Here is a 13,146-nt window from a genome sequence, read left to right as displayed (position 1 = left end):
ATGGATGGTGTTTTTATGTTTAAGAAATTATTTGGCAAAAAGGAAGCGGTCAAAGCAATTGAGATTAAGGCTGCTTTGACGGGTACAGCAGTTAATCTGGAAGAGGTGCCTGATCCTGTATTTGCAGAAAGAATGATGGGTGACGGTATTGCAATTGAACCTTCAGAAGGGGTTGTTGTTTCCCCGGTAAATGGAGAAGTAGTGCAAGTATTCCCTACCAAGCATGCCATTGGCATTCGTGCTGAGAATGGTGCGGAGGTTTTAATCCATATTGGTCTTGAAACGGTCTCGATGAAAGGGGAAGGATTCGAGACCCATATTTCTGAGGGTTCAAGGGTCAGCGAAGGTGATAAGCTTGTCACGTTTGATTTAGCGCTGGTTAAAGAAAAGGCAAAGAGCACAGTAACGCCAATCATAATCACTAATGGCGACCAGGTTGCTTCTCTTGAGAAAAATGCAGCAGGAGCTGTAACGAGAGGTACTTCAACAGTAATGACAGTTACTGCGAAATAATGAGAAAAAGCCGCTGATAATATTGGCGGCTTTTTTCGAGTTGTTTTTTCAGTCTTCTTCTGCTTTTGCCCTTCATTGGTCTGCCCTGGTGAGGATGGAGGAGATTTGAATAACGGCATCGTCAGTACTGTTATTCACGGATTTTTCATTGGCCACAATAAATTTCACTAAATGCTGTCCGTCTTCGAGACCGCTGACAATATATTGATATCTTTCTTTAGTCAGCGGCCACCAGGCGGATAAGGATGTAATATACACATCATCTATAAACACATCCATCTTCCCGCCTTTTTCGCTTCGAATCATATCGACCCCAAGGAAAGGGCCGCTAAATTGATATTCAAGAGTGTCTCCCGCCTTGCGGCTCTCCCAAATTCCGTCTTTGTGAATAAATGATCCAGATATATCTGTCACATGAGGGATGGATGATATTTCGATGTCCGCATTTTCATGAATGGGGGCAGAAAGCTCAGCAATATCTGCATGACTGCCGGTAAGCTCCCTTATTTTCTTTATCAAGGTATCTGCATATATTTCATAGCCGTCATCATTTGGATGGACTAAATCCTTTGTCAGTTCCTCTGCAGGTAATCCCGATAATTCAAAAGGCTTTCTCATATCCACATTTTTTGCGCCATAATGGCTGGAAATATTAATAATCGCCTGAACGAACGCTTCATTATCAAGAGGATTTTCTGTAATAGTTATGATCTCGGTATCAGGGTAAAGCTGTTTTGTTTTCCGGATAAGCCCTTCGTAGAAATATGAAAATTGAGTCTCATCCATATATTTGCGGTCATTCTCCCCAAATACAATAAAAGTTAAATCAATTTTCCCTAAATGTTCGGATTGCTGAAGCTTATATAAACCTTCAAAGGCAGTGGCACCACTTTGGACGATGGAATGCCTTTTGGCTTTAATCCCAAATTCACTGTGCAGATGCTTCTCAAGCCTTGTAAACCATGCCGATGATTTGGAGGTCGCACCTGACCCCCTGCCAATGCTGTCCCCGATAATCAGGTAATTGATATTTTCTTTTGACGATAGCTTTTGATACACGTTAGTTGGATTTGCCCCTTCAACTTTAGATAGGCTATCAAACAAATGATACAAACCATATATAAAAGTGATGATAAAAAAATATATGCCAATCTTCCTTCTCTTCATTGGTTTGAATCCTCCGCTTCTTATCTGAATCTCTTACGTTTATCGTACCCTATTAATGGCAAAGGGGGAAGGTTTTAAAATGGGGTTAGAGCGTTTTTTTATAAAAATGGGCATATGCACATGCGGGTCAAGTTCACCCTACATACATTAATATTGAAAATGCCCAAGAAATCTTGTTGAGGAGTGATTAGTTATGTATAAAGGTGCAGTTGCCGGTGCTGGCTACGACCAATGTTATCCGGGATATGGCTATCCTGTTGCTGGTGCTCAATATGGAGGATGTGGATATGGCGGTTTTGCATTGATCGTCGTATTGTTCATTCTATTGATTATTATCGGAGCATGCTGCTGCGGAAATTGGTAATATAAATGGATATTGTGAAGGCTGCTCGTAATGAGCAGCCTTCTGTTTTTTGGACATGGAATTATTAACGGAATTTTACATAAATTATTTTAAACACGAACAATATATAAAAACTTAAATAAATAGTTCGTATAAATGTTGAACTGTTCTATTGTTTTTGATATAGTTACCTTTGGTTGATGAAATTAACGAATAATGCGTCTGGGGGAATAGGACGATGAATACAAATTATGATGTTATTGTGGTCGGTGCTGGACCGGCTGGAATATTTACTTGTTATGAATTAACATTGAAAATGCCTGAAGCAAAAGTTTTATTAATTGATAAAGGACACGATATTTTTAAACGAAATTGTCCGATTTTACAGAAAAAGATTGCTAAATGCCCGCCGGCAGCAGGAAGAAAAGAATTTGCCGGCTGCCTGCCGGCTTGCTCTATCACGAATGGATTTGGCGGAGCAGGGGCTTATTCAGATGGAAAATTCAATATTACGAGTGAGTTTGGCGGCTGGATGACCGATTATCTCCCTGACTCCCAGGTTGTTGATTTGATAAAATATGTAGACGAAATCAATTTGAAACACGGCGCGACTGAAAGCATTACAGACCCAATGACAGATGAAGTGAGGGATATCGAGCGCCGCGGATATGCAGCAGGACTTAAACTGCTTCGTGCACAGGTAAGACATTTGGGCACCGAGCAGAATCTTGAAATCCTAAAGAGCATTTATGAATATTTACGTGAAAAAATTGATATGTCCTATAAGACAGAGGTTGAAGATCTCATAACAGAGAAAACCCCTGATGGCCATCGCATTATGGGAGTTAAGCTTAAGTCCGGAAATGAAGTTCATGCTGATAAGGTGGTTGTAGCACCAGGGAGAGATGGATCAGTTTGGCTGGCAAACCTCCTGAAGTCACGCCGCTTGAAGATGATCAATAATCAGGTAGATATTGGCGTGCGGGTTGAAACTTCGGATATTGTAATGGAAGAGATCAATAAACATCTTTACGAAGGAAAGTTCACATTTAATACATCTGTCGGTACAAGAGTGCGGACATTCTGCAGCAATCCTTCCGGCCATGTTGTAGTGGAAAACCACTCAGGAATCATGCTTGCGAATGGCCATGCTTACAAAGACCCTAAGCTGGGAAGCCCGAATACGAACTTTGCGCTGCTGGTATCCCATACATTCTCGGAACCGTTTGATAAGCCAAATGAATATGCGCATGAAATTTCCAGGCTTGCCAACAGCCTTTCAAACGGCGGAATCATTGTTCAAAAGTATGGAGATATATTAAAAGGAAGAAGATCTACCGAGAAGAGAATTAAAGAAGGCTTCCTTGAACCAACCTTAAAGGAAGCGGTGCCTGGCGACTTAGGCCTTGTGCTTCCATATAATACAATGAAAAGCCTGATTGAAATGACAGAGGCATTAAACCATGTATCTCCCGGCCTTGCATCAGAACATACCCTATTCTACGGTGTGGAGGCAAAATTCTACTCTGCACGTCCCAAGTTGAATGACCGTTTCGAAACGGAAATCAGCGGACTATATGTCGGCGGGGATGGTGCAGGCATCACCAGAGGACTTGCACAGGCGGGTGCCTGCGGTATCTGGATTGCAAGGGATATTATCGAAAAGACAAGTAATGCACCTAGAAGAGAACCTGCATTAGTATAAGAACAGTAGGCCGTGCTGAAAAGCAGGCCTTTTTTTAATAGGCTGTTTTCTTAAACTATGTTGCTTTATCTTAACTTTGTTTAATTTGCTGAGTTGATCTTCGCTGTGGGCACTTGATCCTCGAAAATGCTGACGCATTTCCTTCGTGCGGTGTTCTTCGAGGAAGCTTATTCAATGTCCTGAGGAGGAGAGGGAAGTGTGAGACCCCGCAGGCGAAGCCGAGGAGGCTCGCATTCCTCCCCGCGGGTTCACTGCGTGCCTGGAGCGGAAATCAACGGGCTGAATACATAAACAACAATAATCTTTGAAAAAAAGCCTTACAATAAAAACAGTTATTTCCTAACGACCCCGTATTTGATAAAATGTAAAACAATCTAAGTCTGAAAGTGAAAAAGGAGAGGACACAATGCTTGCAGAGCGATTAAAGCCCGGCGATGAGATCCGGGTCATTGCACCGTCCAGAAGTATGGCCATCATAAAAGGCGAACAATTGCGAATTGCCCAGGAGCGGCTGAACCAGCTGGGGTTCACAGTGACATACGGCAAAAATGCAGAAGAGCATGATGAGTTTTTCAGTACCTCTATAGAAGAAAGAATTGAAGATTTACATGATGCTTTTACTGATCCTAATGTAAAGGGAATCCTGACAGTGATCGGCGGCTATAACGCCAACCAGCTTTTAAATTACATAGACTTCGAGATTATAAAAAATAATCCAAAAATCTTTTGCGGATTTAGTGATATCACTGCACTGCAGGGAGCCATTTATAAAAAAACAGGTTTGATCACCTATTCTGGCCCGCATTTTTCAAGCTTCGGTGTAAAGCATGGGTTTGAGTACACTTTGGAATCTTTTATTAACGCAGTAACAAACGATGCCCCATATGAAATTGCAGCCTCATCACATTGGAGTGATGATCCATGGTATCTCGACCAGGAAGACAGGCATTTCATCAAAAATAATGGATATACGGTAATCCAGGAAGGGATTGCAGAAGGCAGATTAATTGGAGGGAATTTATGCACGCTTAATTTGCTGCAGGGGACAGAGTTCATGCCCTCTTTAAAGGATTCAATTTTATTTATTGAAGATGATGAGGAATCACATGCTCTCACCTTTGATCGAGATCTTCAATCACTTCTGCACCTGCCTGATGCCCGTGACATCAAAGGAATCCTCATTGGAAGGTTTCAAAAAAATTCTCAAGTGACAGATGAAGCACTGCAGAAAATTATTGTATCCAAAAAAGAGCTTCGAGGCATACCTGTAATCGCAAATGTAAACTTCGGACATGTACAGCCCTATGCCACTATCCCAATTGGAGGCAAAGCAGTTATAAAAGCACAAGGTTCTGAAAGTGAAATTTGGATCGAATAGAATTAGGAAAATGAATTTTGAGCAGCCGCTGGATAGCGGCTGTTTTTATTTGCAGCGAAAAATAGATAACTCTGCAAAATACTTTTATGAAAGATTTCTTAAGTGACTTCATACAATTTACTATATTGCCAAATGGTAGAGAATAGTTGGCTTGTAGAATTGAGGATTTGCTGTGAAAGCTCATGAAGCCATCGGCGGATATTGATTAGCCGCAGGCAAATTTCGCAATTATAGTTGGAGGGAGTACGCTGATGAACCAGTCGAACTTAATTAAGCCGATGCTTGATGCACAGTACCCGATCATAGATTATGGCAGAGGAGTTTATTTATATGACATGGACGGAAAGGAATACCTGGATGCTTCATCTGGCGCGATAACAGCCAATATTGGCCATGGTGTTGAGGAAATCATTAAGGCAATGCATGAACAGGCAAAAAAAGTTTCTTTTGTATATCGCTCGCAATTTACGAGCGGGGCAGCTGAAAAGCTTGCCCATAAAATAGCGGAGGCTGCAATTGGCGATTTGAATTGGAGCTTTTTTGTGAACAGCGGGTCTGAGGCCACAGAAACAGCTATGAAAATAGCAATTCAGTACTGGCAGGAAAAAGGCATTGTGACAAAAACAAAGGTGCTCTCAAGGTGGATGAGCTATCATGGCATAACCCTTGGAGCTTTATCAATGTCAGGACATACGGGCAGAAGGGCTCGCTTCATACCGCTGCTGGAGGATTTCCCTGTCATTCATCCTCCATATTGCTATAGATGCCCATACAATCTGGAAGCCCCTGAATGCGGTTATCTGTGTGCACATGAACTTGAAACCGTCATTAAACGGATAGGGCCAGAGAATATTGCTGCGTTTATCGCAGAGCCAGTCATTGGGGCTGCAGGGGGGGCTATTACACCTCCAAAGGATTACTACCGGATAATCAAAGAAATTTGTGAGCGGAATGACATATTATTTATTGCTGATGAGGTGATGACTGGTTTTGGCAGAACAGGCACCATGCTTGCCTGTGAGCATTGGAATATAAAGCCTGATATCGTCGCACTTGGAAAAGGAATGGGAGCCGGGTATGCCCCGATTGCGGCTGCACTTGTAAGCGATGAAGTAATGGAGCCCATACTGGCAGGTTCAAAAAGCATTATGAGCGGTCATACGTTAAGTGCTAATCCGCAGTCATGTGCAGTTTCCCTCGCAGTGCTTGAATATATTGAGAAAAACAATATTATCCCTGAAGCAGAAAGCAAAGGAGTGTATTTAAGAAATAAATTGACTAAGCTGCAATCCAAATTTCCCTTTATTGGTGATGTAAGGGGAAAAGGGCTAATGGTTGGACTTGAATTTGTAATGGATCCTCTGACTAAAGAGCCGTTTACAAAAAGCTTCGGTCTGACTCAGAGGTTAATACAGGAAGCACAGGAACAGGGTCTGCTTATTTACCCTGCAGGTGCGGGCACAAATGGCACAGACGGGGATGCAGTATTGATTGCACCGCCGCTGACCATTACCAAAAGGGAAATTGATGATCTGGTAAAGCGGTTTGAAAAGACTTTGCAGATTTTTGCAGATCATTTGAACCCTGGGGAGGAAGAGGCTGAATAAGAATGGAGAACACATTTAATAAGATTATTAAACTTGATGATGCAATGAAGCATTTTCGGGACGGCATGATCATTATGTTTGGCGGCTTCGGCGGAATTGGCACCCCTCCATCCCTTATCGACGGCATTTTGGATAATGGATTCAAAGATTTAACCCTTATTGGCAATGATTCAGGCTTTCCTTATATTGGAATCGGGAAGGTGGTAAGCCAGGGAAGGGCAAAAAAAATGATTGCTTCTCATATTGGCTCAAATCCCGTTGCCGGCCAACTTATGACAGATGGAAAGATGGAGGTGGAATTTTCACCCCAGGGGATATTGGCAGAAAGAATACGCGCTGGCGGAGTCGGCATACCTGCCATTCTTTCCGACATTGGCCTTGATAACGACATTGTGACCGGCAATAAGCAAACATGCAGCGTGGGCGGAAAAAAGTACCTTGTCGAGACGGCACTGACTGCAGATGTATCGATTGTTTTTGCTAAAAAAGCTGATCCTTACGGGAACTTAATATTTGACAAAAGTGCCAGAAACACAAACCCGCTTGTCGCCATGGCTGGTGATATGACCATTGCGGAAGTGGAAGAAATTGTCCCGCTTGGCAGCCTGGATCCTGATGAAATTATAACACCGGGCGTTTTCGTTAATTATATCGTTCCTTCGAAGGGGGTGAATTGGAAATGGGCATGGGAGTAGAGATTAGAAATCGTATTGCCAAACGTGCTGCGGAGGAAATAAAGAACGGAATGATTGTAAATCTCGGAATTGGAATCCCATCGCTTGTGCCCAATCATTTGCCTGCCGGGACAAACGTAATGTTTCATGCGGAAAATGGCATTACAGGTATGGGGCCAAGTCCGGAGAAAGGGAAAGAAGATGAGAATCTCTGTAATGCAGGAGGTTTTCCGGTTTCCATTGTAAAAGGTGCTTCATATTGCGACAGCACCATTGCATTCGGGATGATACGCAGAGGAAGAGTTGATATGACGATTCTTGGCTCCCTGGAGGTAAGCGGAAAAGGGGATCTGGCCAATTGGATTGTACCGGGAAAGAAAGTTCCTGGCATGGGCGGAGCAATGGAGCTTGCCCAAAAAGCAAAAAAAGTCATTGTCCTTATGAACCAGACAGACAAGTACGGGAACTCCAAAATTGTGGACGAGTGCACCCTGCCTCTTACATCAGCACGCTGTGTAAACATGATTATTACAGAGATGGCTGTCTTTCAAATCTCAGCTCATGGACTTACACTGACTGACTTGTTTGCGCCGCACTCTATAAATGAAGTAAGGGCAAAAACGGGCTGCAGTTTTACAATTGCTGAGAATGTGAGAGTGATTAATTGATAGATATATTGGCTTTGGTCTAAAAAGGAGTGAGAATATGAATGATCATGCAAAGGTTAAACAATGGCTGGAAGAAAATAAGCAAAGAGGAACAAGACTTCTTCAGCAGCTAGTCCAGGAAGGCAGCATCCGCGGAAATGAAAGCAGTGCACAGGCTGTCATCATTGAAAAATGCCGCAAACTTGGACTAACCCTTGATATTTGGGAAATCGGCAAGGAACAATTGACTAAGCATCCTGCCTTTTGTTCAGATCGAAAGGATTTTTCCGGAAATCCCAATGTGGTGGCTGTTTTGAAAGGAACAGGCGGAGGAAGGTCGATCATCCTCAATGGCCATATTGATGTCGTTCCGGAGGGAGACCGAAATGATTGGGAACATGATCCATTTAGCGGCAGAATTGAAGATGGAAAGCTATTTGGCCGTGGTTCGACCGATATGAAAGGCGGCACCGTTTCGCTCCTGCTTGCCATGGAAGCCATTATTGCGATTGGAATCAAGATTAAAGGCGATGTGATTTTTCAAAGTGTCATAGAAGAAGAAAGCGGCGGGGCGGGTACATTGGCAGCAGTCCTCAGGGGATATTCAGCGGATGGGGCAATCATTCCCGAACCGACAAATATGAAACTATTTCCAAAACAGCAGGGCTCGATGTGGTTTCGGATAACAGTAAAAGGGCGTTCAGCTCATGGCGGAACCCGATATGAGGGCGTCAGTGCCATCGAAAAAGCAATGTATGTGATGACAAAGCTTCAGGAGCTTGAGAAGTTAAGGAACCTTAACATTGAAGACCCGCTCTATTCAAAAATCCCTATTCCGATTCCTATTAATATCGGAAAAATATACAGCGGAGAGTGGCCATCTTCCGTACCGGATATTGCTGTCATAGAGGGAAGGATGGGGGTAGCGCCGGACGAAGAGATGAAATCGGCCGAAAAAGAGCTGGAAGATTGCCTGAAGGAAGCAGCACAAAATGATCCGTGGCTTAAAAAGAATCCTCCTCAAGTTGAATGGTTTGGCGGACGCTGGCTGCCTGGAGATCTGGAGGAGGATCATCCTTTAATGGCTGTATTATCGGAATCCTTTGAAACTGTAAAGGGAAAACAGCCGGCAGTTGAGGCATCACCATGGGGCACGGATGGAGGCATATTATCCAAAGTAGGAAATACACCTGTTGTTGTATTCGGCCCAGGTGTAACGGAAGCCGCACATGATGTTAACGAATTTATTTCCTTAGAGGAAGTTTTTGATGCGGCTGAAATTATTGCTCTGGCCATACTGGAATGGTGCGGCACTAATCAGGGAGAGGGGAAATAAGGATGGGATCAATTAATATAAGAACAGAGCTGCCGGGACCAAAAGCGAAGGAGTTATTGGCTAAAAAAGAGAAGAATGTCCCAAAGGGGCCATTTAACACGATGCAGACATTTGCTGCTAAAGGTGATGGAGCACTTCTGACAGATATAGATGGGAATACTTTTCTTGATTTTGCGGGGGCAATCGGGACCCTGAATGTTGGACACTGTCCGCCAAGGGTTGTTGAAGCGCTCCATGCCCAAATTGACCAATATCTTCACCCATGCTTCCATGTCATGATGTATGAGCCTTATATCAAGCTGGCAGAGAAACTCAACAGCATTACACCCGGCAATCACAGCAAAAAAACCTTCTTTTTAAGCACCGGAGCAGAGGCAGTGGAAAATGCGGTTAAAATAGCAAGGAAATATACAGGCAGAAAAGGAATTATATCATTTGAAAGGGGATTCCATGGCCGGACCTATATGTCCATGAGCTTAACGAGCAAGGTAAAACCATATAAATATGAATTCGGTCCATTTGCGCCGGAAACGTATAAATGGCCTTATCCTTATTATTACCGCAGCGAAGGCCTAAAGGATAAAGACCATGATAATGCCCTGCTTAAAAGATTCGAAACGTTTTTTCTGAGCGAGGTGCCGCCTGAAGAAGTCGCTGCTGTTATTATGGAGCCTGTTCAGGGTGAAGGCGGTTTTGTTATGCCGTCTTCCCATTTTATAAAAGGTGTTAAAGCGCTTTGTGAAAAACATGGAATCCTTTTTATTGCTGATGAGGTACAGACAGGATTTGGCAGGACAGGCAAAATGTTTGCCATGGAGCATTATGATGTTGTGCCGGATCTTATGACCATGTCTAAATCGATCGGTGCCGGATTGCCGGTCAGTGCTGTAACTGGAAGAGCAGACATAATGGATTCACCAAATATTGGTGAAATCGGCGGAACTTATGGAGGCAGTCCGCTAGGCTGTGCAGCTGCATTAGAAGTGATTCGTACGATTGAGGAAGAAGGATTATTAGAAAGAGCAAATGAAATCGGAAGTCTTTTCACTGAAAAATTTTCTGATTTTCCTTTAAAATATAAGCAAGTGGGTGAAGTACGTTCTTTAGGAGCAATGTGTGCCATTGAATTTGTTAAAGATCAGGAAACAAAGGAACCCAATAAAGAAATCGTTCAGGAGATCCTGTCAAAGGCACACAATCGCGGCCTCATCATAATGAGCGCCGGATTATATGGCAATATTATTCGTTTGCTCAGCCCGCTTGTGACAACCAATGAACAGCTTGATGAAGGATTTTCCATACTGGAAGAAGTAATAGGTGAATGCTGCACATAAGGAGGAATTCCATTGAAACAACATTTATGGATCAGCGGAAAGTTCAAGGAAACAGAGAATTACAAAGCATTAAAGAGCCCTTATAGCGGGGAGGTTATTGCAGAAGTTGCCATGGCAGCTCCTTCCGATGTTAAGTCAGCAATTGATGCGGCAGAACAATCCAGAAAAGTAATAGCTGATATGCCTGCCCATAAACGGGCGGAAATACTGGAAAATGTGGTCGCCATCATGAAGGAGGAAAAAGAGGAGTGCGCGAAAATTATTGCGCTAGAAGCTTCAAAGCCGATAAAGGCTGCCAGAGGAGAAGTTGACCGCACCATCATGACATATACCTTCGCTGCCCAGGAAGCGCGCAGACTTTATGGTGAAACAATCCCAATGGATGCGGCTCCGGGAGGCGAAGGCAGAGTCTCCTATACAGTACGGGAGCCTCTCGGGATTATCGGAGCCATCACGCCATTCAATTTTCCTATGAACCTGGTTGCGCATAAAGTGGGACCGGCTATTGCGGCCGGGAACACGGTTGTTTTAAAACCTGCATCTCAAACGCCAATGTCGGCCTACAAGATTGCTGATATTTTCCACAGAGCAGGACTTCCTGCCGGAGTGCTGAATGTGGTAACCGGAAGCGGCGGAACAGTTGGGGATGTACTAGTTGCCGACGGACGCATATCAATGATTACTTTTACAGGCAGCCCGGAAGTAGGCAGGCAGATCCGCGAACATGCAGGCTTGAAGAGAGTAACACTTGAATTAGGTTCGAATTCAGCAGTTGTTGTGGATGAGAATGCAGACGTGGAGAAAATTGTCCCGCGTATCGCAGCCGGGGCTTTTGCCTTCCAGGGTCAGGTATGTATTTCCGTGCAGCGCATCTATGTGCATGAATCTCTGTACCAGACATTTGCCGAGCGTTTTGTAGAGGAAGCCAAAAAGCTGAAAATCGGCGATCCGCTTAATGAGGATACGGATATTTCAGCGATGATCTCCCGGAGTGACACTGAACGCGCAGAGACCTGGATCAAGAGTGCCGTAGAAAGCGGAGCGGAGCTTGCTCTTGGCGGGAATGCGACAGATAATACCTTGTATCCGACCGTCCTGCTGAATGTTGCCAAATCTGAAAAAATTTCTTGTGAGGAAGCATTTGCACCAGTGGTTCATATTAATTCATTCAGCAGCTTTGAAGAGGCGCTGGCACTTGTGAATGATTCAGATTTTGGCCTTCAGGCAGGTGTCTTCACCAATGATGTGAACAAAGCCTTCAAAGCAGCAAAAGTGCTTCATGTCGGCGGAGTAATGGTGAACGATTTCCCAACCTTCCGTGTAGACCACATGCCATATGGAGGAGTGAAAATGAGCGGAATGGGACGTGAAGGAATCAAATATGCTGTTGAAGAAATGACAGAGATGAAGCTTATCAGCTTTAAAATTGACTAAGATGAAAAGATAGAATACTTAGCCGAAAAATTTGCTGTTTTGGCAGGTATTTTTTAAGCTTTCATAATGCCTGGCCCCCTGGCCGGGCAGTTTTATTAATAGAAGGGGGTCTTAGCAATGAATAATACTGCTTCGGTAAAAACATTAAAAAGAGAAGGCTTTGTGGCCGAATTCTATCTTGATTCATTCAATAAACGATTAAGGGTAGACGATTATGCAGGTAAATTGGCAGATGCCGTCCATGAAGCAGAGAAAACAGCAAAAGAATACCAGTGTGAGAAATTAATTTTCAGGGGAAGAGTTGAAAATTATATAGATCTTCTTGCAATGGGGTTTCAGTGCGAGGCTGTTATCGACGGATATTTCCGCGGCTCTGATCAATACTTTTTTTGCAAGTATTTTTCTGATGAAAGGAGAACTAATGGACACTGGATCTCTGAAGACAGCATCGTTAAAAATGTAACCGCCCTTGAAAGAAACCCGGATGTCATTATGCCTCCTTCTGAATATCAGCTTATCAAAATAACGGAGCAGGATGCTGAAAAAATGGCTGAACTATACAGTGAAGTATTTAAGATTTATCCAACACCTCTACATGATCCCTCATATATAAAAAAGACAATCCGGGAGGGCACCATTTATTACGCATTTAAGTATAAAGGTGACCTTGTCAGTGCTGCATCAGCGGAGGTCAATCTTTTTTATAAAAACGCAGAACTGACAGATTGTGCGACACTCCCATCCCACCGTAAACATGGTTTAATGAAAATACTCCTCGAAAAATTGGAAAAAGATCTAAAATCGCAAGGTGTATTCTGTGCCTACTCCATCGCCAGAGCGCTGTCTTTCGGTATGAATGCCGTTCTGCATCAGCTTGGCTATTCCTATCGTGGCCGTCTTCTTAACAACTGCTATATTTTCGATAAACTTGAAAATATGAATGTCTGGGTAAAGAATTTGGCCTATTCGGATTGACGGATCCTCAAAAAGAAGTGCCGGATTTTCGGC

12 protein-coding genes are annotated in these 13,146 nt (G+C 43.4%); 11 read left to right on the top strand and 1 reads right to left on the bottom strand.

Annotated elements, in window-relative coordinates; translation table 11 throughout:
• Positions 1 to 15: 15 nt before the first annotated feature.
• Positions 16 to 513, top strand: coding sequence for a PTS sugar transporter subunit IIA (locus tag AC3WTL_RS16985; RefSeq protein WP_248348620.1), 498 nt, complete (start codon positions 16 to 18; stop codon positions 511 to 513).
• A 72-nt stretch (positions 514 to 585) separates the two neighbouring features.
• Here AC3WTL_RS16985 and AC3WTL_RS16980 read toward each other — a convergent pair whose 3' ends face one another.
• Positions 586 to 1,680 (bottom strand): SGNH/GDSL hydrolase family protein, encoded by a 1,095-nt coding sequence (locus AC3WTL_RS16980; RefSeq protein ID WP_492369776.1) that lies wholly within the window; start codon positions 1,678 to 1,680, stop codon positions 586 to 588.
• A gap of 193 nt (positions 1,681 to 1,873) precedes the next feature.
• Between AC3WTL_RS16980 and AC3WTL_RS16975 the strand changes: the two genes are divergently transcribed.
• From AC3WTL_RS16975 to ablB, 10 genes are all read left to right on the top strand, one after another.
• Positions 1,874 to 2,044, top strand: coding sequence for a YjcZ family sporulation protein (locus AC3WTL_RS16975; RefSeq protein WP_206837936.1), 171 nt, complete (start codon positions 1,874 to 1,876; stop codon positions 2,042 to 2,044).
• 217 nt (positions 2,045 to 2,261) lie between these two features.
• The gene (locus AC3WTL_RS16970) at positions 2,262 to 3,728 is read left to right on the top strand and encodes an NAD(P)/FAD-dependent oxidoreductase (RefSeq protein WP_492369775.1); all 1,467 of its coding nucleotides are present in this window, start codon (positions 2,262 to 2,264) and stop codon (positions 3,726 to 3,728) included.
• A gap of 406 nt (positions 3,729 to 4,134) precedes the next feature.
• Entirely contained in the window at positions 4,135 to 5,106 is a 972-nt protein-coding gene (locus AC3WTL_RS16965; RefSeq protein ID WP_492369774.1) for a S66 family peptidase, read from the top strand.
• 251 nt (positions 5,107 to 5,357) lie between these two features.
• Positions 5,358 to 6,713, top strand: a complete 1,356-nt coding sequence (locus AC3WTL_RS16960) for an aspartate aminotransferase family protein (RefSeq protein WP_492369773.1) — start codon at positions 5,358 to 5,360, stop codon at positions 6,711 to 6,713.
• Between the two features lie 2 nt (positions 6,714 to 6,715).
• A complete protein-coding gene (locus AC3WTL_RS16955; RefSeq protein ID WP_492369772.1) occupies positions 6,716 to 7,408 on the top strand; it encodes a CoA transferase subunit A in 693 nt (230 codons plus the stop codon).
• The gene (locus tag AC3WTL_RS16950; RefSeq protein ID WP_226618441.1) at positions 7,393 to 8,055 is read left to right on the top strand and encodes a 3-oxoacid CoA-transferase subunit B; all 663 of its coding nucleotides are present in this window, start codon (positions 7,393 to 7,395) and stop codon (positions 8,053 to 8,055) included. The genes AC3WTL_RS16955 and AC3WTL_RS16950 overlap by 16 nt, the downstream gene beginning before the upstream one ends.
• A 37-nt stretch (positions 8,056 to 8,092) precedes the next feature.
• Positions 8,093 to 9,370, top strand: coding sequence for a peptidase (locus AC3WTL_RS16945; RefSeq protein WP_492369771.1), 1,278 nt, complete (start codon positions 8,093 to 8,095; stop codon positions 9,368 to 9,370).
• 2 nt (positions 9,371 to 9,372) lie between these two features.
• Positions 9,373 to 10,704 (top strand): 4-aminobutyrate--2-oxoglutarate transaminase, encoded by a 1,332-nt coding sequence (gabT, locus tag AC3WTL_RS16940; protein ID WP_197247742.1) that lies wholly within the window; start codon positions 9,373 to 9,375, stop codon positions 10,702 to 10,704.
• 12 nt (positions 10,705 to 10,716) lie between these two features.
• Positions 10,717 to 12,138 carry an aldehyde dehydrogenase family protein gene (locus AC3WTL_RS16935; protein ID WP_492369770.1) on the top strand — a complete coding sequence of 474 codons (1,422 nt, stop codon included), beginning with the start codon at positions 10,717 to 10,719 and terminating at the stop codon, positions 12,136 to 12,138.
• 117 nt (positions 12,139 to 12,255) lie between these two features.
• On the top strand, positions 12,256 to 13,113 hold the full coding sequence (gene ablB / locus AC3WTL_RS16930) for a putative beta-lysine N-acetyltransferase (RefSeq protein ID WP_492369769.1): 858 nt from the start codon (positions 12,256 to 12,258) through the stop codon (positions 13,111 to 13,113).
• The last annotated feature ends 33 nt before the right edge of the window (positions 13,114 to 13,146 follow it).

The organism is Cytobacillus sp. EB106-05-05-XG126, assembly GCF_058791715.1.
This window is presented reverse-complemented; position numbering and strand designations above follow the sequence as displayed.